We start from the raw sequence: 26313 nt of genomic DNA on the forward strand, positions 1-26313 counted from the left end.
GCTTTATCTGCCCATTCCTAAAAAAAGACCACGCCCGAATTCTATGCCTGACGTTCATCACTCCAAAGACAGCGCTGTCCGAACACCCCTGGCCGGCACCAAAGCCATCACCCTGCTCGGCGCCCTGGGCCTGGCCACCTGCGTCCAGGCAGCGCCGGCCTTCGACAGCGAATCACCGTGGATGCTGGGTGACTGGAACGGCAGCCGCAGCGACCTGTCCCGGCAAGGCTATGACTTCAAAATCGATTACGTCGGCGAAATGGGCTCCAACCTGCACGGCGGCTACGACCACAATCGCACCGCACGCTACAGCGATCAGTTCGCCTTCGGCAGCCACCTGGACCTGCAGAAGATCCTCGGCTGGGACGACGCCGAGTTCCAATTGACGGTGACCAAGCGCGACGGTGACAACATCAGCAACGACCGGATCAACGATCCCCGCGTCGGCGGCTTCACTTCGGCCCAGGAAGTCTGGGGCCGTGGCCAGACCTGGCGCCTGACGCAGATGTGGTACCAACAGAAATTCTTCGACCAGAAACTCGATATCAAGGCCGGCCGCTTCGGCGAGGGCGAAGACTTCAACAGCTTCCCCTGCGATTTCCAGAACCTGGCGTTCTGCGGCTCCCAGGTCGGCAACTGGGTCGGCGGCATCTGGTACAACTGGCCGGTCAGCCAGTGGGCGCTGCGGGTCAAATATCACCTGACGCCCGAGCTCTATGCCCAGGTCGGCGCCTATGAACAGAACCCGTCCAACCTGGATCGCGGCAACGGCTTCAAGCTCAGCGGCAGCGGCACCCAGGGCGCCGTCCTGCCGGTCGAACTGGTGTGGACGCCCACGCTTGATGGCCTGGCCGGGGAATACCGCGCCGGCTACTACTACAGCAGCGCCAAGGCCAGCGACGTTTATAAAGACAGCCACGGCCAGCCCGCCGCCCTGAGTGGCGAGGCCTATCGCAGCAGTTCGAGCAAACACGGCCTGTGGCTGGGCGCGCAGCAGCAACTGACGAGCCGCGCCAGTGACCACTCCCGGGGCCTGAGCGTGTTCGCCAACGCGACGATGCACGACAAGAAGACCAACGCCATCGACAACTACGTCCAGGCCGGCCTGGTCTACAAGGGCCTGTTCGATGCACGGGCGCGGGACGACATCGGCTTTGCCCTGGCGCGAGTCCACGTCAACCCGGCGTACCGCAAGAACGCCGAGGCCAGCAACCAGGCCCACGCCGTCTACGATTACGACAACCCCGGCTACCTGCCGCCCCAGGACACCGAATACAGCGCCGAACTCTACTACGGCGTGCACGTCACCAATTGGCTGACCGTGCGCCCCAACCTGCAGTACATCCGCCACCCCGGCGGCGTCAGCCAGGTCGACGATGCGCTGATCGGCGGGATCAAGATCCAGAGCTCGTTCTGAGGCCCGGCCAGCGGCGCACTGCGCTTAAAACTGCTTTTCCACGATTTTCACCTGAACCAAGCCCGCGCCTGATCGTCATCTACAGTGAACATGCGCGGGAAAACTCTTAACGTCACGGAGAACCACACTATGAGCACTGAGGGTGCTTCAAGTCCTAGCCGCCTGCTGCCGAGCCTGCTCGGTATCCTGCTGCTGCTAATGGGCCTGGCCATGCTGGCCGGGGGGATCAAGCTGAGCATGCTCGGCGGCTCGCTGTACTACCTGCTGGCCGGTATCGGCCTGATCATCACCGGCGGCCTGCTGCTGGCGGGACGTCGCGCCGCGCTGGGCCTGTACGGGCTGGTGCTGTTGGCCAGCAGCGTCTGGGCGCTGTGGGAAGTCGGCCTGGACTGGTGGCAACTGGTGCCGCGCCTGTCGTTGTTCTTTGTCCTCGGCGTGGTCCTGCTGTTGCCGTGGTTCCGCCGTCCGTTGCTGCGCCATGGCGCAGCTCCGCTGGGCACCGCGCTGTTGAGCGTGGCCGTGGTCGTGGCCGGTGGCGCTGCCCTGGGCAGCCAGTTCACCCAGCCGGATGAAATCGCCGGCGACCTGGGTCGCGACAGCACCGAAGTGGCCAATGCCGCGCCCGCCATCCCCGATGGCGACTGGCAGGCTTACGGTCGCACCGAATTCGGCGATCGCTACTCGCCACTGAAACAGATCACCCCGGGCAACGCCGGCAAGCTGCAGGAAGCCTGGCGCATCCGCACCGGCGACATGCCAACCGCCAAGGACCCGGTGGAAATCACCAACCAGAACACCCCGCTGAAGGTCAACGGCATGCTCTATGCCTGCACCGCCCACAGCAAGGTGCTGGCGCTGGACCCGGACACCGGCAAGGAAATCTGGCGTTTCGACCCGCAGATCCAGGGCCCCAACGGCGATGATTTCCGTGGCTGGGCGCACATGACCTGCCGCGGCGTGTCGTACTACGACGAAGCCAATTTCAATCAACCTGGCGCCATCAGCACCCCGGCCACCCTGTCCACAGCCGGCCAGGCGATTGCCACCAGTTGCCCGCGTCGTCTGTTCCTGCCGACCGCCGATGCGCGCCTGATCGCGCTGAACGCCGACACCGGCAAGGTCTGCGAAGACTTCGGCAACAAAGGCGTGGTCGACCTCAAGGCCGGTATCGGCCCGTTCACCCCGGGCGGCTACTACTCGACATCGCCGACCGCCATCACCCGTAACCTGGTGATCATTGGCGGCCACGTGACGGACAACGAGTCGACCAACGAGCCTTCTGGCGTGATTCGCGCCTTCGACGTGCATGACGGCCACCTGGTGTGGAACTGGGACGCCGGCAACCCCGACGAAACCACTCCGCTGCCTGACGGCAAGACCTACACCCGCAACTCGCCGAACATGTGGTCCCTGGCCAGCGTCGACGAGAAACTGGGCCTGATCTACCTGCCCCTGGGCAACCAGATGCCTGACCAGTGGGGCGGCGACCGCACCCCGGGCGCCGAGAAATTCAGCGCCGGCACCGTGGCCCTGGACATCGACACCGGCAAGCTGCGCTGGAACTACCAGTTCACCCACCATGACCTGTGGGACATGGACGTGGGCAGCCAGCCGACCCTGGTCGACATGAAAACCGCCGAAGGCGTCAAACCGGCGCTGATCCAGCCGACCAAGCAAGGCAGCCTGTATGTGCTGGACCGTCGCGATGGCACGCCAATTGTGCCGATCCGCGAAGTGCCGGCCCCGACTGGCGCTGTCGAGGGTGACCACACCGCACCGACCCAGGCCCGTTCGGACCTGAACCTGCTGCCACCGCCACTGGATGAAAAAGCCATGTGGGGGGCTACGCCGTTCGACCAGATGCTGTGCCGTATCCAGTTCAAGGAACTGCGCTACGAAGGTCAGTACACCCCGCCGTCGGTGCAGGGCAGCCTGATCTACCCGGGTAACGTCGGCGTGTTCAACTGGGGCAGCGTGTCGGTGGATCCGGTCCGCCAACTGCTGTTCACCAGCCCGAACTACATGGCGTTCGTCTCCAAGTTGGTGCCGCGGGCCGAAGTAGCTGCCGGCAGCAAGCGCGAAAGCGAAACCTCGGGCGTGCAACCCAACACGGGCGCACCGTACGCGGTGATCATGCATCCGTTCATGTCACCCTTCGGCGTACCGTGCCAGGCCCCGGCCTGGGGCTACGTGGCCGGGATTGACCTGACCACCGCCAAAGTGGTGTGGAAACACAAGAACGGCACCACCCGCGACAGCTCGCCGATCCCGATCGGCCTGCCAATGGGCGTGCCGAGCATGGGCGGTTCGATGGTGACAGCCGGCGGCGTCGGCTTCCTCAGCGGCACCCTGGACCAGTACATCCGCGCCTATGACGTGAAAAACGGCAAGGAACTGTGGAAATCGCGCCTGCCAGCGGGCGGCCAGGCCACGCCGATGAGTTACACCGGCAAGGATGGCAAGCAGTACGTGCTGGTAGTCGTGGGCGGCCACGGCTCCCTGGGTACCAAAATGGGCGACTACATCATTGCCTACAAACTGCCGGAATAAGCTTTACCGGCAGGCATGAAAAAGGCGGCTACCATCGGGTAGCCGCCTTTTTTTGTGCGCCGAGCGCCTCCCCATTTGACCGACCAACACCTGTAGCCGCTGCCGCCAGGCTGCGCTGGCCCGCGGGCGCCGTGGAGTGTCAGGTAGATCACGGTGTGTGTGAGGGCCAGCATCCGAACGCGGCCCGAGCCTGGCGGCAGCGGCTACAGGGGCCGGATGGAAAATTCCTACAAAACGCGTCCACTTCCATCACCTTGTCCCGGAGTGCCTCGGGCTCTATGGTCTGGTCTGTCACTGCCAATTCAGTGGCAGGGCGTAGGAACCCTTTTGATGACCCTTGGCGCGTACGCGTCCCGACTGATTGCGGCACCCTTGAGGTGTCCGTAAGATCAGCCGCGGCGGCCGTGCGCGGGCACGTTTCGACGTGGCCGAGTCCCTGGGTATTCGGTTCCTACCCCGCGTACGGCTGCCACCCAAGCCCGTAGGAAGGCCGCTGGCGGCTCAGACCCCTACCCGGAGCCAGTTCAATGAAAAAAATCGTTCCCGATCCACCCGTGCAACCCACCTCACACCGTCGCTACATGCCCCTCACCAGCAACGACTGCACCATCCCCGCCTTGCTGGCTGACACCGAGGCCCCGTTGGATGTGCTGCATGAAGCCGCCACCCATCGCATTCGCGCGGCCACCCAGTTGCTGGAGAGCATCGCCAGCATCGACGACCTGCATAACCACCCGGCCCTGCTCCAGGATTTCGCCCAACTCTGCGTCATTCCCCTGCGCGATGGCTGTGACCTGCTGGACGTGCTCGGCCGCCGCCTGCAGCACCAGTTGCTGACCTGAACCCCCGGCCCGGCTGCATCCAGCCGGGCCCATCAGGCGCTCTGCCTCCCCCCCGCAGGCGCCGTAATTGCAAAGCGACACTAGCCCATTTGTGCTAATCGACCTTCCCCTGCCTCGGCGCTAGAGTGCCGACCACTCGCCCCGTTCTCTTCAACACCGCCGTCCAGCGGTAAGGGGAGCGGCTGCGCCGTAGAAAACACAACAAAACAGCAAGGAAGAATCATCATGAAGCTCCACTCCAGCGTCCGCCCCCTCGTCCTGTTCAGCGCCCTGGCATTCGCCCTGGGCGGTTGCGCCATTGCCAAGCCGAGCAATGACGACCTCAAGAACCGCGCCCAGACCACCATCGGCAAGCCCGTCTCCACGGTCTCGAACGTGCGGAGCGACGCCTCCCAGACCTACTTCACCGCCAACACCAGCAACGGCGGATACGAGTGCGTATTGCCCAGCGGCGGCATGGTCGCCTTCGCCACCATGGGCGGCGCAGTCGCGCTCCCGGCCCAGTGCACCAAGCAGTGAACCGCTAGCCCCTGGCCAATCAGGTTCGCCGCGACGGGCTGCCCCGGTGTAGCAGCAGGGCAGCGTCGGGCGAGCACCGCCCCTTCTTGAAAAGGTCCTGAGTTGATGAAACCCCGTCTCTTCATGGTGACAGGCCTGGCCCTGCTCGCCTGTACCCTGACTGCCTGCGCGCCACGCCAAGGGCGAACCCTGGACGAATACCCGCCAGTCAAGACTCCCACCGTGCAGTACCCCGACGAGCCCTTCGACACCCAGGCCGCGCGCGCCGCCCTGCAACCCGGCACCGCAACGCTCACCGGCAAGTTCTGCATCGTCGGCAACGACGGCATCGAGGACAGTCGCGACGTCAAGATCTATCTCTACCCGGTCACCCCGCACTTGCAGGCCTGGCATAAGTTGCGCTCATCCCAGCCAGAAGGCGCGCCGGTGAGCATGCTTCCCGAGGCCGTGGCCGTACACCGGATAACCCGAACCAACGGCAACGGCATCTTCCAGTTCACGGGTCTGCAACCGGGCCGCTACTTCGTCCAGGGCCAGGACATGGTGTACGGCACCAGCCGCTGGAACGAGTACGTGGGCACCGGCCAGAGCAACACCAACTACGGGCCGGTGACCACCCACTACTACACCGAGCGCAGTTCGACCTCTTCGTCCTCGGGCATGCTGGATGAATTCGTCGAACTGGCCAGCGGCGAGAACAAGAAGCTGACCATGACCAACTATCCCCTGCTTATTCCGTGCCGGACCTGGTAACCGCCTCTGGCGCCGCAACCCTGTGGGCAGACGCCAGCGGCGTCTCGCGCAGGGCGCGCAAGGTCGCCCGCAGCTCCACCGGGTGTACCGGTTTGGACAGGATGGCGATGTTGCGATCATGCAGCGCGGCCTGGATTTTCTCGATGTCATGCCCGGTGATGATCAACGCCGGCACGGCCCAGCCCCGCTGCTCGCGGATGCTGTCGATGCACTCGATGCCCGAGGCACGGGTGCCCAGGTCATAGTCGGCGACGATGATGTCGCAGTCGGTCACCAGGTCTTCTGCCGCCGTTTCCGCCTGGACCACACAGCCCCAGCGCTCCAGCAATGCCGAGGTGGCCAGCAGCACGTTGCGGTCATCTTCGACCAGGCACACCCGCAGCCCGGTCAGCAAACCACTTCGCAACGCATCATCGCGGCTGCGCAGCCGCTGCGGCGCGGCGGCCTGCAAGCCGTGCAGGCTGACTGCGGTACCACGATCGAGGCGCGACTTCAGCGTCACCTCCAGCCCGACCAACTGCCCCAGGCGCTTGACGATGGACAGGCCCAGCCCCACCCCTTCGACGTCCTTGTCCCGCAGCTGCCGGACCCGGTAGAACTCGTCGAAAATCTTCGGTAAATGCTCCTCGGCGATCCCCCGGCCCTGGTCGTAGATGACGATGGCCACGCCGTCGCCGTGGCGGCGCACGCCGATCAACACCGGGCGCTCCGCCGCGTACTTGAAGCAATTGGACAGGACGTTCTGGACCATGGTGGCGAGCAGCCCCGGGTCGGCCCGGACCCACTGGGCACAGGGACGCAGGCGCAGCTCCACCCCGGCCCAGCGCGCGGCCTCGGCGTTCTGGCGCACCAGGTCACCGAGGAACTGCCCCAGGTGCACGGTTTCGTATTTGGGCAGGACCCGGCCGTTGTCCAGGGTGTAGAGGTCGAGAATCGAGCGGAACAACTGCGACACATTCAGCAGCGAGCGATCGATGTTATCCACCAGGCGCCGCTCATCGACCCCCAGGTTGGCTTCGCGCAGGCAGGCAGTGAACAGGCCGATGGAGTGAATCGGCTGGCGCAGGTCATGGCTGGCCTGGGCCAGGAAGCGGGACTTTTCCAGGTTGGCGGCAATCGCCTCTTCCGACGCCAGGCGGGTGCGTTTGAGCAGGATATGGGCGTACACCGGAATCACCGTACTGGTGATCATCAGCATCAGCACCATATAGGGCTGGGCCTGCCAGAACGGGGTCAGCAGGAACACCATAAACAGCGCGAACAGCGCCAGAACCGTGGCGATGGCCAGGTAACGCGAGCCGAAGCGCATGCCATTACCCAGGTTGACCCAGACCATCACCGCATAGATCGGCAGCGCCCCCTCCCCGCCCACCACCAGGCCGTAAGAGGTGCCGGTGTAGTCGTAGACCATGCCCAGGATGCGCCGTGCCGGGTAGTGCCCTGGCCAGCGGGCAATGGCCATGCGCAGGGCAATCGAGCCGAGCATGAACAAGAAGATGTAAATGATCACCGGCACATAGGTCTCGACGTTCTGCCCCGGTAGAAAACCGATCAGCCCGACATAAACCAGGGCACAACCGGCGACGATAATGCGCAAAGTGGCTTGATCGAGCTCGCTGTCTTTTTCAACTTTCATGCACTCACCTCCTTGTGTAATCCGCGCTGTCGTGGTCTTTTCCTGTCCCTGCCGAACTCGACAGGCGGACAGGTACAACGCCGGGACGCCAAGGTAGCATGCCCCCAGGATTGGGTGACTCAAGGAGCTTCAACACATGACATGCCGGATTATCGTAGCCGACGACCACCCGTTGTTTCGCGAAGGCATGCTGCGCACCATCCAGCGCCTGCTGCCCGAAGCGGTGCTCGAAGAGGCCGGCGACCTGGCCTCGGTACTGGCCCTGGCCAAAAGCGGCGCGGAGCTGGACTCACTGATTCTCGACCTGCGCTTTCCCGGGCTGAGGTCGGTGAGCATGATTGCCCAATTGCGCCAGCAACTGCCACGGACCTCGATCATCGTGGTGTCGATGGTCGATAACCAGGACCTGATCGGCGAAGTCATGGCCTGCGGCGCAGACGGTTTTATCGGCAAGAGCATCAGCCCCGAGGAAATCGGCCAGGCGATCCTGGCCATTCGCGAGGGCGAAGTGGTGGTCAAGTACGCCCCGTCAGGCCTGCTGCTGCCGCTGGAAGCCAGCGACGAGTTGAGCCAGTTGACCACCCGCCAGCAGGAAGTGCTGCGCCTGATCGCCCAGGGCCAGACCAACAAAGAGATCGCCCGCGAACTCGATATTTCGCCCTTCACCGTGCGCATTCACGTGTCCTCCCTGCTGCACACCCTGAAGGTGTCCTCGCGCGCGGCGGCAGCGGCAAAATTTGCCGAAGCCTGGCAAGGGGCCGACAGCTCCCCGGTAGAACCGACGCCCTTGAGTACCCGCCCGATCGAGCCCGCGCCAACGCCCAAGCCGCTCCCGACGCAAGCATTTGCCCAGCTGGAACACTGGCTGGGCGACTCACCCAGCGCCCCCTGGAATGAGTACATCACCGAGCAGGTGGCCAAAGGCGTGCTGCACGGCTTCTCGCCCGCGCAATGGCAGCAACTGGCCGATGTGCTGCCGGGCAAACCCGAGTATTGGCAACAACGCTGCGCCGTAAGCCTCGGGGAAAACCGCTCGGCGCCGGCCATCGCCCTGCTCAAGAGCCTGTTGCAGGACTCGCCCTACCTCGATGTGCAGGTCACGGCCATCCATGAACTGGACTGGTCAGAAGCCCCTATCGAAGCGTGCTACGCGCCGCTGATCGAAGCCGTCATTCAGAGGCTTGCCGATGAGCAGATTGAACCCGAATTGAACAACCTGCTGGCCAAGGCCGCTGCGCTGTGAGCCTGCCACAGAGCGACGCGTTGATCCTGAAGTTGCAGCACTGCATCGGTGACTCCGAGGCGTCCAACTGGACCGAATACAGCACCCAGCGGGTGGCCAAGACCGTGCTGTGCGACTTCACCGCGGTGCAATGGCAACGGCTCGAGCAGATGCTGCTGCAGCAGGCGCAGTACTGGCAACAGCGCTGCGCGGTGTGCCTGGGCGAAGACCGCTCGGCAGCGGCCATTGCCCTGCTCAAACGCCTGTTGCTGGAGTCGCCCTACCTTGATGTGCGAATCCTCGCGATCTACGAACTCGACTGGTGCGAACCCCCCATGGACAACCGCTACCGGGCGAGCATCGAGCAGGTCATCGCCAGCCTGCCCCCGGCCGAGGTCGAGCCCGAGCTGACCAGGCTGCTGGCCAAAACCGAGGCCGGCGTCCTATGAGCGCCGCCCACACCCAACAAGTGCCCTCCATCGACCAACTGACCCAGGCCCAGCACAGCACGCTGGACAACTGCCTGCTCGATCACCTGCTCTGTTCCTCAAGGCTGGAGGGCGCCACCTGCCTGCACCTGTTGCTCGACGACTTGCTGATCCCCACCAGCGGCGGCACCGAGATGTCCAGCCTGACCATCGACTGCGACGTCGACCCGGACAACATTGCCCCGCATCTGCTGGGCGTGCCTGGAATCACCTTCGAGTTCATGGACGAGCAGGTCACCCTGCCCACCGTGCACGCCATCCGCTACCTCTGCCACTGGTGCGAGACCCAGGTCGAGGAAGACCGGCAGAATATTCTGGCAAAGTGCCATGCACTCAAGAATCACTACCAGGCCTGAGCCGCCTGCCTCACCCTTTGCAAAGGAAGCCAACAGTGTTCGACCTGAGCCTGCTCACGGGAAATATCCGCTTCGACGACTTGTCGTCCCTGTCAGACCAGCCACTGGCCCGCCAACTCGACGCGCTGAAGGAGGACCTGCTGCAAGTCGAGTACGGCGAGCACTGGCTGCTGGACGTGGGCTGGTACCCCGAATTCGCTGAGCACGGCGCCTTTCGGGTAGCGGTGATCAAGGATCAGGACTGGCAGCAACCGCTGTCGAGCGAACAGGCCCACAGCCTTGGACAACTGCGCGACTGCCTGGCCCGTGCCCAGGGCATGCTGCACGCGCTGCACCACCGCCCATGATCGAGAACCGCAGCATGAAGCACCGCCCCCTCTACCCGCTGCAACCGTTGCGCATTAGCGGTGGGTGGCAGATCACCCTCAACACCTTCCATCAACTGCCCTTCATCCCGGAGACCCTCGAATGGTTCGATGCCTCGGTGCTGATCGGCGGCGTGCATCGCCAGGGCCAACGCTGCTTTGACTGCGCCTTCCTGCCCGAAGACGACCCCGGCGGCGAGTTCGTGCTCAGCTTGATGACCTACCCCCAGGACCGCTCGAACACGGCGCCAGGCCAGGAAGAGTTGCTCGAGGAATTCAAGACCCGCGACACCGCGCAGCTGATTGCACGACTCGAAGCCTTCATGCTGGACACCACCCAGCAGGCCGACCCTGACTCGGGCCACGGGGCAATCGCGCCCTTGCAGGCCATCCGCCTGCCAGGAGGCTGGGAGATCAGCCATCACCAACTGCCGCAGGTTGCCTTTGGCGCCGACACCCTGCCCGCCTTCAACCACCCGTTGCTGCTCGCCGGTGCCGGCCGCGAACACGGCTTTACCCTGGGTTTTGAGCCCGCCCCCCAAGGGCTCGGCGAATTTGTGCTGCGGGTTGAGCGCTTCAAGCGCAACCGCCAACGCCAGGCCTACAACCGCACCCCGGCGGGCGAACTCAGGACCCCGGACCCGCACCGGGCACTCGACGCCATCGAGCAGTTCGCCCAGGGCCTTGAATGGCAGCTGGCGGGGCCCGATGCCTGCCTCTTGCCCACCCACTCGGAGCCCGGCCCATGAAGCAGATTGTCGTTCCCTTGAGCCCGGCGGCGATGCACCGCCTGGACCTCGATCAGTGCCTGCCCGGTGATCTGGAGCAATGCTCGCTGAGCGCCGAACACTATCAACAGCTGTGGGACTCGGGCTTGATCGAGCGCCTCAATCGGCAGTTGGGTTGCCTGATCGACGAGCATGAAGACGCCAGCATCCAGGGCGCCGAGGCGCTGGCCACGGCCCAGGCGCTGATCGAGCAAACGCCTCTGGCGCCCGCGCTCAAGACCTCATTACTGCAACTCACAACCCGCGCCCGCGCCAAGGCCAGCGGTCTTTTTTTCTACTTTTAAATGCCCCCTGGATCGCCATGAGCCCAGCCAAACCCAAATCACCCAAAAACCCGCCCTCCCTGCGCGAAGCCAATCAACAGATCGTGCTGTCGGGGGCGGTAGCCCTGGATATCCTGCGCGAGCTGGAATTCATGCTGATTTCCCTGCGCAAGATGTCAGACCATGCGATTTTCAACCCCGAGTTCGATTTCGACACCGCCACCGGCAACTTCGTGATCGAGGGCAAGTTGCGCGACCGCCTGGCCAAGGTGCGCGCGCTGTTGTCCGAGCCCTTTGACGGCACCCTGGGAGACGACGATATGGGCGATATCGAACGTTATGTCGAGGACCTGGAATTCTGGAAACCGAGCTGAGCCCGCCGACTCAGACCGATAGCCGTGTTTTGCCCAGCCAGGCCTCGAACGCCCGGGCTTCCAGCGGCCGGCTGATCAGGTAGCCCTGGGCCGTATCACAGTGCCAATGCTTGAGCAGGCGCAGGCTGCCTTCGAGTTCGACGCCTTCGGCCACCACCTTGAGCCCCAGGTTGTGGCTCATCTCGATGGTCGAACGCACGATCACCGCGTCACCGCTGGTTTCATCCAGGTTGCGGATAAAGGACTGGTCGATCTTCAACTCCTGCACCGGCAGGCGCTGCAATTGGGCCAGGGACGAATAGCCGGTGCCGAAGTCGTCCACCGACAGGCTGATGCCGCAGCCGCGCAGGCGTTGCAGCACGTCAAGGGCCTGTTCCGGGTTGCGCATGATGGCGCTTTCGGTGATCTCGAACACCAGTTGCTCCGCCGACACCCGGTAACGCGCCAGCAACTCGTCGACCATCGACGCCAGGCCATTGCCCTCCAGGTCTTCTGCCGAGATGTTCAGCGACAACTGCACCGTCAATGCCCGGCGGTTCCACTCGGCCAACTGGCGAATGCCCTCCTCGATCACCCAATGGGTCAGGCTGCTCATGCTTCCGGTGCGCTCCGCCAAGGGGATGAACTCGGCGGGCGAGACCACCCCGAACGCCGGATGCCGCCATCGCAACAAAGCTTCGGCCTGGCTGACCTCTCCGCGACGGATATCGAGCTTGGGCTGATAGTGCAGGAACAACTCGCCTTCGGCGGCGGCGCGGCGCAGGTCGCGAATCAGGGCAATTTGGCGTTGATGCGCCAAGTCGCGGTCCTGCTGGTAGACCTGCAGGTAACCTGGCTGAGTCGCGGCGTCGTGGCGGGCGATGGCGGCGCGGCTGATCAGTTCTTCGGCGGACTCGCCGTCAGTGGGGTACACCGATACGCCGATGCACATCTGGCGCTGCACTTCATGGCCATGGATCAGTTGCGGCGGGTTGAGCAAGGCATGCAGACGGTCGGCCAGGGCCACGGCGCCATCGACCTGGGTGTTTTCCAGCAACAGCAGAAACTCGCTGGCGGTCACCCGCGCCGCGGTGTCGCCCTGGGACAGGGAGCCCAGCAGCAGCCGGCTGACCTCCAGCATGATCTGCTCCAGCCCTTCAGGGCCGAAGCTCTCGTTGATCGCCCGGTAGTTTTCGATCCCCAGGTACAACAGCACCACGCTGCGCCGGGCGGCAATCGCGCTGCCCAGGCGCTCCATGGCCAGGGCGCGGTTGGGCAAGCCGGTGAGCGAGTCATGCAGGGCGTTGTGCGCCAGTTGCGACTCGCGGGTGGCGATGGCGCTTTGCATGGCGTTGATGCCGTCGGCCAGCAAGCCGAACTCGTCGCTGCGCTTGAGCACCACCGGCGTCTGGTAGTTGCCGGCACCGATGCGTTGCGCCGCCTGGGCCAGCACTTCAAGCGGGCGGGCCACGCGGCGGGCCATCCACAGCGCCCCACCGAGGGAGACCAGCAGCGCCGCCAGGGCGATCCAGAAAAACTCCCGATCCAGCGGCGCGAACGCATGCAGCGCCTGCTCCAGCGGGCTCTGCAACAACACCAGGACCCGCGGATCCTGAGGGTTGCCGGTGTTGGCCAATTGCAGCGCCTGATTGAGAAAACGCTTGCCCTGGATCTCGCTCAACTGCGGCCGCAACTCCCAGAGGGAATCGCGCAGGGCCGCCGTGATCGCACTCCAGAACAGCTCCGGCTGGGTGGTGAACAGCTCGCCGGCGCGCTCGTTGTCCAGGGTCAGGAATGACACTTCGAGGTTGCTCATGGAGCGCAATTCGCTGGCGAACAGGTCGTCCATGCGAAACCCCATCACCACCCGGGCAATGCGCAGCGGGGTCAGCACCTGGCTCTGCACCAGCAGGTAGGGTTGGCCCTTGAGGGCAACGATCAGCATGCTTTTGTTTTCACGTCGGGCCTGACGCAAGGCGCCATCGTAGGGAAAAGCCAGGCCCGGCTCGACCGCCGCCAGGGTGCTGGCCGTCACTTGGCCATCGCTGGCCAGCACGAACAGTTCACTGGAACGAATGCCCGTACCGTGGCGGCGCAACGCTTCGAGAATGCCCTGGGGCTCGCCGCTGGCAACGGCCTGGCGAAACGCCGAATCCACCACCAGCCAGTCCACGCCGTACTGCAAGCGGCGTCCGCGCAACTCCAGCAAGCGCTCGAACACCTGGGTGCCGGTGGTCATCTGCACCTCGGCCTGGTTTTCCACGGCGCGGGTGGTGGCGGTTTTCATCGCGAAATACACCGCGCCGATCACCAACAACAGCAATAACGCCAGGGTCCCGGCAATCCGTGCCTGGAAGGTGTGGCGCCACCTCATGACCCGGTGCTCGCCAACGCCGTCTCCAGCAAGGGCCGCGGGATCCGCCACGAGCTTTGCCTTGAGCTGAAAAATCCTTTCTTCATACCCATTCCTCTACCAAGCCGAATACGCGCGTCAATTAAATGCCATTTTCCTAACAAGCACGTGAAGTGCTCAGATTAGTCTGAGGCAAGCAGAAGAGCACGCAATAAAACAAGGGATTAGACAGCCATTTTATTGGCGATGCCAAATTCCCGGCACTCGCCCATCCGGCGCAATCAGCCGATCAACGCTCGATCACCTCGCCGCGCATCGGTGCCAAACGTGCCAGCAGGCGGTTTTGCGCCGGCACTGGCACGCCCTGGGCTTCCATGGCGGCGATCAGGTCTTCGACCAGGGCGTTGAAGTCGCTGCGGCTGACGTTCTGGCCTTTATGACTTTCGGCCATGCTGTCGCCGGTGTAGGTGCACGGACCACCGGCCTCGACGCAGAACTGCTCGATCAGCTTGTTGCGCAGGCGCTGGATATCGATCTTGCGAAAGCGCTCGACGATCCGTGGGTCGCGGGCAATGTTGAGCAGCGTGCCTTCGACGATCCGGGTGATGCCCGGGCGCTCGCCCAGGGCCCGGTACAGGCTGTCGTCACGCGCCGGCTGTTGCGCGCAGGCGCCGAGAAGCACGGCCAGGAACAGCACGGACAGGCGCATCAGAAACTCCCTTGCAGCGACAGGTAGGGGCCGTTCTGGTGATCCAGCCCGGCGATCTCGCCCAAGCGCGCATAGGCCAGGACCAGGGACAGGTGCTTGTTGGGGAAGTAACCGAGAAACAGGTCGGCCCAGTCACTCTCGCCGGCAAACGACAGGTTGTCGGGCTTTTGCCGGTACTCCAGGCCCAGCGCCCAGCGCGGGTTGAACAGCACCGCCAGCGAGCCCTCCTTGAGCAGGCTGCGGCTGTCGCGCCGGTCGCCGCCAAAGCCCAGCAGCCCGGTTTCATTGGCCCGGCTGTAGCGCACGCCGCCGTTGAGCAGCAGGTTGTAGCCAAACGCCGCGCCCAACAGCAGGCGGCTGGCACTCAGGTAGCCCTCGGTGTCGCGGTCGCGCTGCGCACCCACCAGGCTCGGGATCAGGAAGTTGCGCTGATGTTTGTACTGCACCCCCAGGGAGACCTGGGGCCACTGATCGTAGATCAGGTCGCCGAACAGCCGCAGCTTGAGCCCGAGGATGTCCTGTCCCAGGTTGTCTTCGGGCAGGTTGAGCGTGTGCACCAGGCTGCCCAGGTCCAAACGCTGGCGGGCGAATGACAGCTCCACCCGGTTGTCGTAGGCCAGCGCCAGGCCCGCCACGTCGAGGCGGTAGTCCGGCAGGTTGACCGTGGTCGCGAAGGCGCTCGCGCCCCATTCGCCCTGCTCGCCATAACCGCCGAGCACGGCCCAGGGCGTGATGCCGCCGCCGGCGGCGCCTTCGATGCTGCTGGCCCCGCCGGTGGCCAGTAAACGGCCGTTATCGGCCAGGGCCAGCGACGGCAGCAGGACGCCGAGGCCGGCCAGCAAAACAATCCAACGCATAGGCATGACGATTAATGCACCCATTCAGTCCGCGCAGTCAGGGGTAAGGCCACCCAGGCTTCGAACGCCTCAGCCGTGAGCGGGCGGCTGATCAGGTAGCCCTGGGCGGTGTCGCAGTGCCAGCGCTCAAGCAGGCGCAGGCTGTGTTCGTACTCCACGCCTTCGGCCACCACCTTGAGCCCCAGGTTGTGGCTCATCTCGATGGTGGAGCGGACGATCACCGCGTCTTCGCTGGTTTCGTCGAGGTCGCGGACAAAGGACTGGTCAATCTTCAGCTCCTGCACCGGCAAGCGCTTGAGGTGCGCCAGCGACGAATAACCGGTGCCGAAATCATCCACCGACAGGCTGATGCCGCACTCGCGCAAACGGTGCAGGACCTTCAGCGCTCGCTCGGGCTCAAGCATCACCGCGCTTTCGGTGATTTCGAAGATCAACTGCTCGGCCGGCACCCGGCAGGTTTGCAGCAAGGCCTTGACCCGCTCCACCAGGTCAGCGCCGAGCAGGTCCTGGGCCGAGATATTCAGCGACAGCTGCATGTGCAGGCCACGGCTGTTCCACTCGGCCAACTGGCGCATGCCTTCGCCGATCACCCAGTTGGTCAGGCTCTGGATACTGCCGGTGCGCTCGGCCAGCACGATGAATTCCGCCGGCGACACCATGCCCAATTGCGGATGCTGCCAGCGCAGCAAGGCCTCGGCCTGGCGTACCCGGCCCTGGCGCAGGTCGAGCTTGGGCTGGTAATGCAGCAGCAGCTCCCCGTTGCCGGCCGCGTGGCGCAGGTCGCGGATCAGGCTGACCTGGCGGCGGTGGGCCAGGTCCCGCCCATGTTCGTAGACTTGCAGGCGCCCGGGCATTTGCGCGGCGTCCTTCATGGCGATGGCCGCGCGGTCGAGCAGTTGCTCCGCTGACTGGCCGTCGGCCGGGAACGCGGCGATCCCCAGGCGGCAGTCCAGGGCCACGTCCTGGCCGCCGATGCGGCGCGGCTTGAGCAACGCTTGCTGCAACTGGTCGGCCAGGGCCACGGCCTCGTCGCTGCCGAGGTTCTCCAGCAGCAGCAAAAACTCGCCGGCGATCAGGTGCGCCACGCTGTCACCGGGACGCACGGCCTGCTGCAGGTGCTGGCCGACGTGCTGCAAGGTCAGGTCCACCAGCACCGGGCCACCGGCTTCGTTGATACTGCGCAGGTTGTCGACCCCCAGGTAGATCAGCGCCATCGGCCGCTCGGCGGCGATCGCACTGCCCAGGCGTTCCATGGCCAGTGCGCGGTTGGGCAGGCCGGTAAGCACATCATGCAAGGCGTTGTGCGCCAACTGCTGCTGGCGCTCGGCAATTCCGCTTTGCATCGAATTGAACGCGGTGGCCAGCAACCCCAGCTCATCGCTGCGCCGCAGCACCAGTGGCGTCTGGTAATCACCCTGGCCGATGCGCTCGGCCGCCTGGGCCAGGGCCCGTACCGGCTGCGACACACTGCGGGCCAGGAGCAACGCCCCGATCAGGGAGCCGACCAGGGCCACCAGGGCAATCAGCAGAATGCGCTCGTCCAGCGGCAGGAACACCTGCATCGCTGCGTCCAGCGGGCTTTGCAGCAAGGCGATGACCTGGTGGTCGTTTTCATCGCTGCCGCTGGCCAGGACCAGGGTCTGGCTGAAAAACCGCTGGTCCTGATGCTCGGCCAGCTGTATGCCGCGCCGCTGCACACTCTCGAGCATCAGGCTGACGATGCTCTCTTCCATCGCCGCTGGCTGAGTGGTGACCAGGGCCCCCGGCTGTTGCCGGTCGACCGTCAGGAACGAGACCTCGAGGTTGGTCAGCGACCGCAGTTCCGCGGCGAACTGCTCGTCCATGCTGAAGCCCATGACCACCCGCGCAATCGGCAGCGGCGCCAGTACCGGGGCCTCCACCAGCAAGTGCGGCTTGCCCTGGATCGGCACGATAAGCATGGTTTGCCGCGCCCGACGCGCGTCACGCAGAGCCTGGTCGAAGCGGAAGACGGAGCCGTCCGGGGCGTCGCTCAAGGTGCTGGCCAGGACCCGGCCCTGCATGTCCAGGAGCACCATGTCGCTGGCGCCGATGCGCTTGCCGTGGTTGATCAGCACCGAATGGATGGTCGGCGAGTCGCCGCTGGCCACGGCGTCACGAAAACCGAAATCGGCCGCCAACAGCTGCACGCCGTCACCCAGGCGCCGGCCGCGCACGTCAAGCAGGCGCTCGAAAACCCGCGAACCCACCGCCAGCTGTTCGTAGGCCTGGGTCTGCACCGCGCTGCCGGTGGCGGCCTTGACGCTGAAGTACACCGCGCCGATTACCACCGACAGCAGCAGGATCAGTACGCAGGCGATCCGCGCCTGAAAGCTACTGCGCAGTTTCACGGGCCGCTCGCTCAAACGCATCGCCGAAGGCGCTCGGTGCCGGGGCACCTGGCAAGCCTTCGGGCAAGGGTTCCAGGGTCATGGCAAAGGCCTTGTGCAAGCCCCCGGCCGGGATCTGCACCTGGCCGCCATCCTGTGGCTGCATCCCGTTGGCCTGGGGGTGCCAGAGGGTCAGCCGGTAGGACCCGACAGGCAACGCGTCCAGGTTCAGCGCACCCTGGGCATCGGTGACGCCGAAGCGCGGGTCGTCGGTAACGTAGACGTAGCCGAGCATCCAGTCGTGGATATTGCAGCCCAGGACCACCACCCCCGGCTTGTCGAACAGCACCGCGTCGGAGGGCGTGCCTTCGTACAGGCGCAACTCGAACTTCTTGGCCGGGGAAAAGGAGTAGACCTGATGGCGAATATTGTCGCTGTTGGGGAATTTCACCGGGGTGCCGGTGTGAATCGCCAACACATGGGGCGCGAACTGTTTGTCACGCTGGTCCATGTCGGCCTTGAGGGTGCCGGCGGGCTGGCCCAGGGGGCCCTGCAAGGTCACTACGGCGTCGCGCACCGGCTGCCCGGAGGGTTCGAGCACCTGCACCTGCAAGCTCGCGGCAGAGGCTGCAGCACTGAGCAGCCACAGGCCGACAACAGAAAGAATCGAGTGAGTCCTGGCCATGCAAATCCCGGTATTTAGATGAAAGCAGATGGCCGGCCTTGGCATGGGTGATGACAGCAGAGGCGACGCCGAGCAGCATGATGCCGCAAATAAGGCATTTTGCCACTACAGCAGTAAAAGAGCTGCACAACCGTCCGCCCAACAAAAAATGATACAAACGGTCAGCTCCCGTACAGCTTTTCGGCCGCATAAAGAAAAGCTGAAGCGGGGCCGTGCCATTGAAACCACTCGCCGCCTGCCCCATCTAACTCCCATACCCAATTGCGCAGGTGCCCCATGACCGACCAGCAAGAATTCCCTGAAGACCTCAGCGACTACGCCGACCCGGAAAACGCTGAGCACCCGGCCTCGTCAGGCACCGGCCTGGCATTGCCCGGGCAGAACCTGCCGGACAAGGTCTACATCATCCCGATCCACAATCGGCCGTTCTTCCCGGCGCAAGTGCTGCCGGTGATCGTCAATGAAGAGCCCTGGGCCGAGACCCTGGAACTGGTCAGCAAGTCCGATCATCACTCCCTGGCCCTGTTCTTCATGGATACCCCGCCCGAAGACCCGCGGCATTTCGATACCTCCGCGCTGCCGCTGTACGGCACCCTGGTCAAGGTGCACCACGCCAGCCGCGAGAACGGCAAGCTGCAATTCGTTGCCCAGGGCCTGACTCGGGTGCGCATCCGCACCTGGCTCAAACACCATCGCCCGCCGTACCTGGTGGAAGTCGAATACCCCCATCAGCCGAGTGAGCCGACCGACGAGGTCAAGGCCTACGGCATGGCCCTGATCAATGCGATCAAGGAACTGCTGCCGCTCAACCCGCTGTACAGCGAAGAGTTGAAGAACTACCTCAACCGCTTCAGCCCCAACGATCCGTCGCCGCTGACCGACTTCGCCGCCGCGCTGACCTCGGCCACCGGCAACGAGTTGCAGGAAGTGCTGGATTGCGTGCCAATGCTCAAGCGCATGGAAAAAGTCCTGCCGATGCTGCGCAAGGAAGTCGAAGTTGCGCGCCTGCAAAAAGAAATCTCCGCCGAGGTCAATCGCAAGATCGGCGAGCACCAGCGCGAGTTCTTCCTCAAGGAACAGCTCAAGGTCATCCAGCAGGAGCTGGGGCTGACCAAGGACGATCGCAGCGCCGACGTCGAGCAGTTCGAGCAGCGCCTCAAGGGCAAGGTCCTGCCGCCCCAGGCGCAAAAACGCATCGAAGAAGAACTGAACAAACTGTCGATCCTGGAAACCGGTTCGCCGGAATACGCGGTCACCCGCAATTACCTGGAGTGGGCCACCGCCGTGCCCTGGGGCGTGTACGGCCAGGACAAGCTCGACCTCAAGCACGCGCGCAAGGTGCTGGACCAGCACCATGCCGGGCTGGACGACATCAAGAGCCGGATTCTCGAATTCCTCGCCGTGGGCGCCTATAAGGGCGAAATCAGCGGCTCCATCGTCCTGCTGGTGGGACCGCCGGGCGTGGGCAAGACCAGCGTCGGCAAGTCCATCGCCGAGTCCCTGGGCCGACCGTTCTACCGCTTCAGTGTCGGCGGCATGCGCGACGAGGCTGAGATCAAGGGCCATCGCCGGACCTACATCGGCGCCCTGCCGGGCAAGCTGGTGCAGGCGCTCAAGGACGTCGAGGTGATGAACCCGGTGATCATGCTCGACGAGATCGACAAGATGGGCCAGAGCTACCAGGGCGACCCGGCCTCGGCCTTGCTCGAAACCCTGGACCCGGAACAGAACGTCGAATTCCTCGATCACTACCTGGACCTGCGCCTGGACCTGTCCAAAGTGCTGTTCGTGTGCACCGCCAACACCCTGGATTCAATCCCCGGCCCGTTGCTCGACCGCATGGAAGTGATTCGCCTGTCGGGCTACATCACCGAAGAAAAAATCGCCATCGCCAAGCGTCACCTGTGGCCCAAGCAGCTGGAGAAAGCCGGGGTGGCCAAGACCAGCCTGAGCATCAGCGACAACGCCTTGCGCGCGGTGATCGACGGTTATGCCCGCGAGGCCGGGGTGCGCCAGCTGGAAAAACAACTGGGCAAACTGGTGCGCAAGGCAGTGGTCAAGCTGCTGGATGATCCGAATGCGGTGATCAAGCTCGGCCCGAAAGACCTGGAGGCCTCCCTCGGCATGCCGGTGTTCCGCAACGAGCAGGTGCTCAGCGGCACCGGGGTCATCACCGGCCTGGCCTGGACCAGCATGGGCGGCGCGACATTGCCGATCGAGGCCACGCGCATCCATACCCTGAACCGGGGCTTCAAACTCACCGGGCAGTTGGGGGATGTGATGAAGGAGTCTGCGGAAATTGCCTACAGCTACATCAGCTCGCACCTCAAGCAGTTTGGCGGCGACGGCAAGTTCTTCGACGAAGCCTTTGTCCACCTGCATGTGCCCGAGGGGGCCACGCCCAAGGACGGCCCGAGCGCCGGGGTGACCATGGCCAGTGCGCTGCTGTCCCTGGCGCGCAACCAGCCGCCGAAAAAAGGCGTGGCCATGACCGGTGAACTGACCCTGACCGGGCACGTGCTGCCGATTGGCGGGGTGCGCGAAAAAGTCATCGCCGCGCGCCGGCAGAAGATCTTCGAACTGATCCTGCCGGAGCCCAACCGTGGCAACTTCGAAGAGCTCCCGGACTACCTCAAGGAAGGCATCACCGTGCACTTCGCGAAGAAGTTCGCCGACGTGGCCAAGGTGCTGTTCTAACCCCTGAGCGCCAGTGCCTGCGGCTGCCAGCTGTGATGCCACAGCCCGGCAGACGCAGGCGTGTCGGCCAAGAGGGCATTGTGGCCAACCTTCAGCCCCTGGCCACACCGCTTGCGGTCTTCAGTTATGCTCGCCGCTCGTCATGAATGATCGGAGCTTTCTGAGCCATGTTCCCTCCTCGTCTGCTTGCCCTTCTCAGCGTCGCCCTGCTGGCCGCCTGCGCCAGCCAACCCAAGCAAAACATCACGGTCGAAAACCAGAGCGAATGCCCGCTGCAACTGAGCACTGGCCAGAACCTGATTCTGACCCTGCCCAGCAACCCCACCACCGGCTATCGCTGGGCGATCCAGGACTCGGCCGGCGGCGTGTTGCGCAAGGTCAGCCCCGAGGTCTACAGCAACCCTGAAGACAGCGGGCTGGTGGGCAATGCCGGGCAATCCACCTGGCGCTTCCAGGCGTTTGCCAGCGGCACCGGCCGTTTGTTGCTGACCTACCAGCAGCCCTGGGCCCCGGAAGTGGCGCCGGTCAAAGCCTTCGATTGCGCGATAAAGGTCAACTGACATGGGCTGGCTGATCCTGGCGCTGATGGGCGCAGTCACCTTTATCTACGGCATCAGCGTGCATGCCGCCCTGCTCTGCCTGCTGGTCAAGCCGCTGCCGGTGCTGGCCCTGCTCGGCTGGCTGCACGACGCCCCACCCGGCGACTACCGGCGCTGGATCATCATCGGCCTGCTGTTCTCGGTGCTCGGCGATGTGTTGCTGGCCTGGCCCGGCGACCTGTTTGTGTTCGGCCTCGGCGCCTTCCTGGTGGCACACCTGGCCTACCTCAAGGCTTACCTCAGCGACTGTCGGCGTCCGGCCCTGCTGCCGTTGCTGGTGGCGATCGTCATTGGCGGCGCGCTGCTGGCGATCCTGATTGCCCATGGCCTGGGGCCGTTGCTGATCCCGGTGATTGTCTATGGGCTGACCATCAGCGCCATGCTCTGGCGCGCCCTGGCCCGCTTCGGCACCGCGGTGCCCAGGCGCTCGGCGCTGCTGGCCGGGGTGGGCGCCCTGACCTTCGCCTTCTCCGACAGCCTGATCGGTATCAGCCGCTTTGTGGTGGCGTTCGAGGCCGCGCCGTACCTGATCATCATCAGTTACTGGCTGGGCCAGTGGGGCATTGCCGCGTCGGCGTTCAGCCAGAAGCCGCGCTGAACGGCCACGCAGACGGCGCACCTTGTGTCGCCCGCAGGCACCTGAGGCCCTTTCGGGCCTTATCGCAGCCTGCGGCAGCGGCTACAATGCCGCCCCCTCTTTCACCATCCGCCGCTGGAACCGCCGTGAGCCAAGACCCCGATCGCCTTTTCGCCCAGCCCCTGGCCCAGGTGCCCGACTTCGCCTTTAACGAGGATGTGGTGCGGGTGTTCCCGGACATGATCAAGCGCTCGGTCCCGGGTTATCCGACCATTGTCGAAAACCTCGGCGTGCTCGCCGCGCAATTCGCCCAGCCCAATAGCGTGCTCTACGACCTGGGCTCGTCCCTGGGTGCGGTGACCCAGGCCCTGCGCCGCCATGTGCGGACCGACGGTTGCAAAGTGATCGCGGTGGATAACTCGGCGGCCATGGTCGAGCGTTGCCGGGAATACCTCAACGGCCAGGACTCGATGTTCCAGGAGTTGCTGCCGGTGCAGGTGATCGAGGGTGACATCCTGGCCCTGGAGTTCCAGCCGGCCTCGGTGGTGGCGCTCAATTTCACCCTGCAGTTCATTGCCCCGGAGCAGCGCACGGCCCTGCTCGGGCGCATCCGGCAGTCGCTGTTGCCGGGCGGTGCGCTGATCCTCTCGGAGAAGCTGCGCTTCAACGATGAGCAGGAGCACGCGCTGCTCACCGATCTGCATATCGCCTTCAAGCGCGCCAACGGCTACAGCGAGCTGGAAATCGCCCAGAAGCGCAGCGCCATCGAAAACGTCATGAAGCCCGACAGCCTCGAAGAACACCGCGAGCGCCTGTTGGCGGCCGGTTTCTCGAAAGTCGTGCCGTGGTTCCAGTGTCTTAACTTTGCCTCGTTGATTGCCTTGCCATGATCGATCTGTCCCCCCTCGCCCGCCGCCTGGCCGGTACGCCCCTGGCCGACTGGGCCAATACCTTGCAAGCGCAACTCGACAAGAAGATGGAAAAGGGCCACGGCGACCTGGAGCGCTGGCAGAGCGCCCTGGATGCGCTGCCGAAGATCCAGCCCAGTGAAGTCGACCTGCTCAATGGCCTGACCCTGGACACCGAGTGCGATGACGCCACCCGGGCACAGATGCGTAGCGCGTTGATGGGCCTGTCGCCGTGGCGCAAGGGGCCGTTCGATCTGTTCGGGGTGCACGTGGACACCGAATGGCGCTCGGACTGGAAATGGTCGCGGGTCGCCCCGCACCTGGACCTGGCGGGCAAGCGCATCCTCGATGTCGGGTGCGGCAATGGCTATTACATGTGGCGCATGCTCGGCGCCGGTGCCCACAGCGTGATCGGGGTCGATCCGAACTGGCTGTTCTTCTGCCAGTTCCAGGCAGTGCAGCGCTACCTGTCGCAGCCTGCGGTGTGGCACCTGCCGTTCCCGTTCGAAGACCTGCCGCCGAACCTGGAAGGCTTCGACACGGTATTTTCCATGGGTGTGTTCTACCACCGTCGCTCACCCATCGAGCATTTACTGGCGCTCAAGGATTGCCTGGTGAAAGGCGGCGAGCTGGTGCTGGAAACCCTGGTGGTGGCCGGCGACCAGCAGCAGGTGCTGGTGCCCGAAGACCGCTATGCGCAGATGCGCAACGTATGGTTCCTGCCCTCGGTGCCAGCCCTGGAATTGTGGCTGCGCCGGGCAGGTTTCAGCGAGGTGCGCTGCGTGGATGTAAGCGTGACCAGCATCGAGGAACAGCGCGGCACCGAGTGGATGAAGTACCAGTCCCTGAGCGACTTCCTCGACCCCAACGACCACAGCAAAACCATCGAAGGCCTGCCGGCACCAATGCGTGCCGTGATCGTCGCCAAAAAATAATTCACCTTGTGCCGAGGGCGCTTGCTCTCGCTGGAGGGCGCAGCCCTCCCGGTTTCGGCAAGCGCGGTCCGACTGAAGTCATGTGAAGGCTGGTTTGGGGCTGCTGCGCAGCCCGGCGGGAGCAAGCTCCCTCGCCACAGGTCACAGGGCCGGTTTGGCCCGGCGCGCCTTGAAGAATTCGCTCAGCACGGTGCCGCACTCTTCGGCCAGGACCCCGCCTTCGAACAGCACCCGGTGGTTGAGAAAACCCTGGCTGAAGAACTGTCCCTGGCTTTGCACGATGCCGGCCTTGGGCTCCAGCGCGCCGTAGACCACCCGGGCAATGCGCGAGTGCACGATCAGGCCGGCGCACATGCTGCACGGCTCCAGGGTCACGTAGAGGGTGCTGCCCGGCAGCCGATAGTTGTCCAGTGCCTGGGCCGACGCGCGGATCGCGACCATCTCGGCATGGGCGCTGGGGTCGCTGCCGCTGATGGGGCAATTGAAGCCCCGCCCGATGATCTCACCGTCCAGCACCAGTACCGCCCCCACCGGGACTTCGCCCAGGGCCGCGCCCTGTGCGGCCAGGACCAGGGCTTCACGCATGAAGTCCTGATCGCGGCTGCGGTCGATGATCCGGGCCGGACGAATCTGTCGCATCAGACGACCTCGATGGCGGCCATCAGGCCGGTTTCCATGTGGTCGATCACATGGCAGTGGAACATCCACACCCCCGGGTTATCCGCCACCAGGGCCACCCGGGCGCGCTCGTTCTTGCCCAGCAGGTAGGTGTCGGTGAAATACGGGATCACTGTGTGCCGGTTTGAGGCGATGACTTTGAAGCTCATGCCGTGCAGGTGGATGGGGTGCTGATACTGGGTCATGTTCTTCAATTCGAAAATGTAGCTTTTGCCCTTTTTCAGCGTAGCAATCGGGCGGTCGGCGCAGGTCTTGTCGGTGATGTCCCAGGCCTTGCCGTTGATCTGCCACAGGCTGGGCGGCTTGCCATTGTCCACGTTCACCGAAACCGAGCCAACCCACTCGAAGTTGAAGTTGAGCTTTTCCGCGTTCTCCAGGTCGGGCTCGGCAATCGGGTTGGCCGGCAAGGTCGGCGGCCAAGAGGTCGGGGCGTCGTTGTTGACCACCGAACGGAAGGTGCCCAGGCGCACCGGGCCATTGCGCAGCGACAGCTCTTCACCCGCCGGCGGTGCCTTGATCGCCAGGCAGATGCGCATGCCCGGGCCCAGCCAGTATTCCTTGCCCAGGGGTCGCGGTTCGATAGGGTTGCCATCTAGGGCATAGATCTGCGCCTCGACCCCGGGAATGTTGATCCGGTAGGTCAGGGTGTTGTCGAGGTTGAGCAGGCGTACCCGGGTGATCTGCCCGGCCGGCAGCTCGACCACCGCCTGGGACACACCGTTGATGGTCGACAGGCGCCCGGCCGTGCCGCCTCGGGCCGCCTCGCGGGGAATGCTGAAGGGCACGAAGGCCCCGACTTCATCGACATGCCAGCTTTTCAGGCTCAGGGTGCGCTCGTACTGGAACCCGGTGGGCTCGCGCTCCTCGATGATCAGCGGGCCGACCAGGCCACGCCCCAGCTCCTCGCTGCTGTTCACATGGGGGTGATACCAGTAGCTGCCGGCATCCGGCACGCGGAACTTGTAGTCGAAGAACTCCCCCGGCAGCACCGGCAGTTGCGAGACGTAGGGCACGCCGTCCATCTCCAGCGGCAGACGGATACCGTGCCAGTGAATGGTGGTGGCCACGGGCAGGTGATTGATGAAGCGCACCCGCAGCCATTCGCCCTGGCGCACCCGCAGCTCGGTGCCCGGCGCCGAAGGGCCGAACGCCCAGGCCTCGGTCTTGTGCCCCGGCACCAACTCGACATCCAGGGGCGCGGCGATCAACTGGTAATCGTGGCCGGCCTCGGCATCGGCCATTTTCCCCAGCCAATAGCGCGACGCCCCTCCTGCTCCCACGCCAACCACTACAAGACCGGTCAGACCACCGAGTATTTGTCGACGGGTAAAGGACATGGACTCAACTACCTCACGTATCTACGGCAGGCCTGAGCCCGCAAAAGGCGAATACGATACACCCGCAGTTGAGAAACA

Annotated in this window: 24 protein-coding genes and 1 pseudogene; 17 read left to right on the forward strand and 8 right to left on the reverse strand. The window is 64.4% G+C overall.

Translation table 11 applies throughout. The features are described 5' to 3' along the window. Positions 1-43 precede the first annotated feature (43 nt). The 5 genes from ACOZJV_RS23905 (at position 44) to ACOZJV_RS23925 (ending at position 6081) form a co-directional block, all read left to right on the forward strand. Entirely contained in the window at positions 44-1417 is a 1374-nt protein-coding gene (locus ACOZJV_RS23905) for a carbohydrate porin (protein ID WP_421548654.1), read from the forward strand. Between the two features lie 129 nt (positions 1418-1546). After that, positions 1547-3967: a glucose/quinate/shikimate family membrane-bound PQQ-dependent dehydrogenase gene (locus ACOZJV_RS23910; RefSeq protein ID WP_421548655.1), complete on the forward strand. Its 2421-nt coding sequence runs from the start codon at positions 1547-1549 to the stop codon at positions 3965-3967. Positions 3968-4494: 527 nt separating this feature from the next. Next, the gene (locus ACOZJV_RS23915; protein ID WP_421548656.1) at positions 4495-4809 is read left to right on the forward strand and encodes a hypothetical protein; all 315 of its coding nucleotides are present in this window, start codon (positions 4495-4497) and stop codon (positions 4807-4809) included. A 225-nt stretch (positions 4810-5034) separates the two neighbouring features. Continuing rightward, positions 5035-5328 carry a hypothetical protein gene (locus tag ACOZJV_RS23920; protein ID WP_078471969.1) on the forward strand — a complete coding sequence of 98 codons (294 nt, stop codon included), beginning with the start codon at positions 5035-5037 and terminating at the stop codon, positions 5326-5328. A 105-nt stretch (positions 5329-5433) separates the two neighbouring features. Beyond that, a complete protein-coding gene (locus ACOZJV_RS23925; RefSeq protein WP_201127688.1) occupies positions 5434-6081 on the forward strand; it encodes a carboxypeptidase regulatory-like domain-containing protein in 648 nt (215 codons plus the stop codon). Here ACOZJV_RS23925 and ACOZJV_RS23930 read toward each other — a convergent pair. Beyond that, positions 6059-7717, reverse strand: coding sequence for a hybrid sensor histidine kinase/response regulator (locus ACOZJV_RS23930; RefSeq protein ID WP_421548657.1), 1659 nt, complete (start codon positions 7715-7717; stop codon positions 6059-6061). The genes ACOZJV_RS23925 and ACOZJV_RS23930 overlap by 23 nt on opposite strands. Positions 7718-7853: 136 nt before the next feature. On the opposite strand from ACOZJV_RS23930, the pseudogene ACOZJV_RS23935 reads away from it, so the two are divergent. The 7 genes and pseudogenes from ACOZJV_RS23935 to ACOZJV_RS23965 all read left to right on the forward strand — a co-directional run. Then, positions 7854-8459, forward strand: a pseudogene (locus tag ACOZJV_RS23935) (LuxR C-terminal-related transcriptional regulator); the annotation flags it as partial. 497 nt (positions 8460-8956) lie between these two features. Then, positions 8957-9388, forward strand: a complete 432-nt coding sequence (locus ACOZJV_RS23940; protein WP_421548658.1) for a HEAT repeat domain-containing protein — start codon at positions 8957-8959, stop codon at positions 9386-9388. After that, the gene (locus tag ACOZJV_RS23945; RefSeq protein WP_421548659.1) at positions 9385-9783 is read left to right on the forward strand and encodes a hypothetical protein; all 399 of its coding nucleotides are present in this window, start codon (positions 9385-9387) and stop codon (positions 9781-9783) included. The genes ACOZJV_RS23940 and ACOZJV_RS23945 overlap by 4 nt, the downstream gene beginning before the upstream one ends. A gap of 35 nt (positions 9784-9818) precedes the next feature. After that, positions 9819-10130: a hypothetical protein gene (locus ACOZJV_RS23950; RefSeq protein ID WP_078471974.1), complete on the forward strand. Its 312-nt coding sequence runs from the start codon at positions 9819-9821 to the stop codon at positions 10128-10130. Between the two features lie 14 nt (positions 10131-10144). Then, positions 10145-10897, forward strand: a complete 753-nt coding sequence (locus ACOZJV_RS23955) for a hypothetical protein (protein ID WP_421548660.1) — start codon at positions 10145-10147, stop codon at positions 10895-10897. Further along, entirely contained in the window at positions 10894-11220 is a 327-nt protein-coding gene (locus ACOZJV_RS23960; RefSeq protein ID WP_421548661.1) for a hypothetical protein, read from the forward strand. Before ACOZJV_RS23955 ends, ACOZJV_RS23960 begins: the two co-directional genes overlap by 4 nt. 17 nt (positions 11221-11237) lie before the next feature. Then, positions 11238-11573 carry a hypothetical protein gene (locus ACOZJV_RS23965; RefSeq protein WP_201127698.1) on the forward strand — a complete coding sequence of 112 codons (336 nt, stop codon included), beginning with the start codon at positions 11238-11240 and terminating at the stop codon, positions 11571-11573. 10 nt (positions 11574-11583) lie between these two features. Here the strand turns inward: ACOZJV_RS23965 and ACOZJV_RS23970 are convergent, their stop codons facing one another. The 5 genes from ACOZJV_RS23970 to ACOZJV_RS23990 form a co-directional block, all read right to left on the reverse strand. Continuing rightward, entirely contained in the window at positions 11584-13926 is a 2343-nt protein-coding gene (locus tag ACOZJV_RS23970) for a putative bifunctional diguanylate cyclase/phosphodiesterase (protein WP_421548662.1), read from the reverse strand. A 268-nt stretch (positions 13927-14194) separates the two neighbouring features. Then, positions 14195-14614, reverse strand: coding sequence for a group I truncated hemoglobin (locus ACOZJV_RS23975; RefSeq protein ID WP_421548663.1), 420 nt, complete (start codon positions 14612-14614; stop codon positions 14195-14197). Beyond that, positions 14614-15471, reverse strand: coding sequence for a DUF3034 family protein (locus ACOZJV_RS23980; protein ID WP_421548664.1), 858 nt, complete (start codon positions 15469-15471; stop codon positions 14614-14616). The genes ACOZJV_RS23975 and ACOZJV_RS23980 overlap by 1 nt, the downstream gene beginning before the upstream one ends. 11 nt (positions 15472-15482) lie before the next feature. Continuing rightward, entirely contained in the window at positions 15483-17840 is a 2358-nt protein-coding gene (locus ACOZJV_RS23985; protein WP_421548665.1) for a putative bifunctional diguanylate cyclase/phosphodiesterase, read from the reverse strand. After that, the gene (locus ACOZJV_RS23990) at positions 17824-18504 is read right to left on the reverse strand and encodes a methylamine utilization protein (protein ID WP_421548666.1); all 681 of its coding nucleotides are present in this window, start codon (positions 18502-18504) and stop codon (positions 17824-17826) included. Before ACOZJV_RS23990 ends, ACOZJV_RS23985 begins: the two co-directional genes overlap by 17 nt. 276 nt (positions 18505-18780) lie before the next feature. Between ACOZJV_RS23990 and lon the strand changes: the two genes are divergently transcribed. The 5 genes from lon (at position 18781) to cmoB (ending at position 24220) form a co-directional block, all read left to right on the forward strand. Then, the gene (gene lon, locus ACOZJV_RS23995) at positions 18781-21201 is read left to right on the forward strand and encodes an endopeptidase La (RefSeq protein WP_421548667.1); all 2421 of its coding nucleotides are present in this window, start codon (positions 18781-18783) and stop codon (positions 21199-21201) included. A 167-nt stretch (positions 21202-21368) separates the two neighbouring features. After that, positions 21369-21761 carry a protease inhibitor I42 family protein gene (locus ACOZJV_RS24000; protein WP_020298512.1) on the forward strand — a complete coding sequence of 131 codons (393 nt, stop codon included), beginning with the start codon at positions 21369-21371 and terminating at the stop codon, positions 21759-21761. Position 21762: 1 nt separating this feature from the next. Continuing rightward, entirely contained in the window at positions 21763-22398 is a 636-nt protein-coding gene (locus tag ACOZJV_RS24005) for a lysoplasmalogenase (protein ID WP_078471983.1), read from the forward strand. 86 nt (positions 22399-22484) lie between these two features. Next, the gene (gene cmoA / locus ACOZJV_RS24010; protein ID WP_178102973.1) at positions 22485-23267 is read left to right on the forward strand and encodes a carboxy-S-adenosyl-L-methionine synthase CmoA; all 783 of its coding nucleotides are present in this window, start codon (positions 22485-22487) and stop codon (positions 23265-23267) included. Next, positions 23264-24220 carry a tRNA 5-methoxyuridine(34)/uridine 5-oxyacetic acid(34) synthase CmoB gene (gene cmoB / locus ACOZJV_RS24015; RefSeq protein WP_078471985.1) on the forward strand — a complete coding sequence of 319 codons (957 nt, stop codon included), beginning with the start codon at positions 23264-23266 and terminating at the stop codon, positions 24218-24220. Before cmoA ends, cmoB begins: the two co-directional genes overlap by 4 nt. A 141-nt stretch (positions 24221-24361) precedes the next feature. Here the strand turns inward: cmoB and tadA are convergent, their stop codons facing one another. Continuing rightward, complete coding sequence (tadA, locus tag ACOZJV_RS24020) at positions 24362-24859, reverse strand: tRNA adenosine(34) deaminase TadA (RefSeq protein WP_421548668.1); 498 nt, start codon at positions 24857-24859, stop codon at positions 24362-24364. Further along, positions 24859-26235 carry a multicopper oxidase family protein gene (locus tag ACOZJV_RS24025; protein ID WP_421548669.1) on the reverse strand — a complete coding sequence of 459 codons (1377 nt, stop codon included), beginning with the start codon at positions 26233-26235 and terminating at the stop codon, positions 24859-24861. Before ACOZJV_RS24025 ends, tadA begins: the two co-directional genes overlap by 1 nt. Positions 26236-26313: the final 78 nt, after the last annotated feature.

The organism is Pseudomonas sp. QD4, from assembly GCF_049199125.1.
Classification (GTDB): Bacteria; Pseudomonadota; Gammaproteobacteria; order Pseudomonadales; family Pseudomonadaceae; genus Aquipseudomonas.

What these genes read in the sequence shown, in the direction of transcription:
- ACOZJV_RS24025 (WP_421548669.1), bottom strand. Translation starts at nt 26,235, where the DNA reads ATGTCCTTTACCCGTCGACAAATACTCGGTGGTCTGACCGGTCTTGTA.
- ACOZJV_RS23905 (WP_421548654.1), top strand. Translation starts at nt 44, where the DNA reads ATGCCTGACGTTCATCACTCCAAAGACAGCGCTGTCCGAACACCCCTG.
- ACOZJV_RS23980 (WP_421548664.1), bottom strand. Translation starts at nt 15,471, where the DNA reads ATGCGTTGGATTGTTTTGCTGGCCGGCCTCGGCGTCCTGCTGCCGTCG.
- ACOZJV_RS23975 (WP_421548663.1), bottom strand. Translation starts at nt 14,614, where the DNA reads ATGCGCCTGTCCGTGCTGTTCCTGGCCGTGCTTCTCGGCGCCTGCGCG.
- ACOZJV_RS23915 (WP_421548656.1), top strand. Translation starts at nt 4,495, where the DNA reads ATGAAAAAAATCGTTCCCGATCCACCCGTGCAACCCACCTCACACCGT.
- ACOZJV_RS24000 (WP_020298512.1), top strand. Translation starts at nt 21,369, where the DNA reads ATGTTCCCTCCTCGTCTGCTTGCCCTTCTCAGCGTCGCCCTGCTGGCC.
- cmoB (WP_078471985.1), top strand. Translation starts at nt 23,264, where the DNA reads ATGATCGATCTGTCCCCCCTCGCCCGCCGCCTGGCCGGTACGCCCCTG.
- ACOZJV_RS23945 (WP_421548659.1), top strand. Translation starts at nt 9,385, where the DNA reads ATGAGCGCCGCCCACACCCAACAAGTGCCCTCCATCGACCAACTGACC.
- ACOZJV_RS23970 (WP_421548662.1), bottom strand. Translation starts at nt 13,926, where the DNA reads ATGAGGTGGCGCCACACCTTCCAGGCACGGATTGCCGGGACCCTGGCG.
- ACOZJV_RS23930 (WP_421548657.1), bottom strand. Translation starts at nt 7,717, where the DNA reads ATGAAAGTTGAAAAAGACAGCGAGCTCGATCAAGCCACTTTGCGCATT.
- cmoA (WP_178102973.1), top strand. Translation starts at nt 22,485, where the DNA reads ATGCCGCCCCCTCTTTCACCATCCGCCGCTGGAACCGCCGTGAGCCAA.
- ACOZJV_RS23910 (WP_421548655.1), top strand. Translation starts at nt 1,547, where the DNA reads ATGAGCACTGAGGGTGCTTCAAGTCCTAGCCGCCTGCTGCCGAGCCTG.
- ACOZJV_RS23925 (WP_201127688.1), top strand. Translation starts at nt 5,434, where the DNA reads ATGAAACCCCGTCTCTTCATGGTGACAGGCCTGGCCCTGCTCGCCTGT.
- ACOZJV_RS24005 (WP_078471983.1), top strand. Translation starts at nt 21,763, where the DNA reads ATGGGCTGGCTGATCCTGGCGCTGATGGGCGCAGTCACCTTTATCTAC.
- tadA (WP_421548668.1), bottom strand. Translation starts at nt 24,859, where the DNA reads ATGCGACAGATTCGTCCGGCCCGGATCATCGACCGCAGCCGCGATCAG.
- ACOZJV_RS23920 (WP_078471969.1), top strand. Translation starts at nt 5,035, where the DNA reads ATGAAGCTCCACTCCAGCGTCCGCCCCCTCGTCCTGTTCAGCGCCCTG.
- ACOZJV_RS23965 (WP_201127698.1), top strand. Translation starts at nt 11,238, where the DNA reads ATGAGCCCAGCCAAACCCAAATCACCCAAAAACCCGCCCTCCCTGCGC.
- ACOZJV_RS23990 (WP_421548666.1), bottom strand. Translation starts at nt 18,504, where the DNA reads ATGGCCAGGACTCACTCGATTCTTTCTGTTGTCGGCCTGTGGCTGCTC.
- ACOZJV_RS23960 (WP_421548661.1), top strand. Translation starts at nt 10,894, where the DNA reads ATGAAGCAGATTGTCGTTCCCTTGAGCCCGGCGGCGATGCACCGCCTG.
- lon (WP_421548667.1), top strand. Translation starts at nt 18,781, where the DNA reads ATGACCGACCAGCAAGAATTCCCTGAAGACCTCAGCGACTACGCCGAC.
- ACOZJV_RS23955 (WP_421548660.1), top strand. Translation starts at nt 10,145, where the DNA reads ATGAAGCACCGCCCCCTCTACCCGCTGCAACCGTTGCGCATTAGCGGT.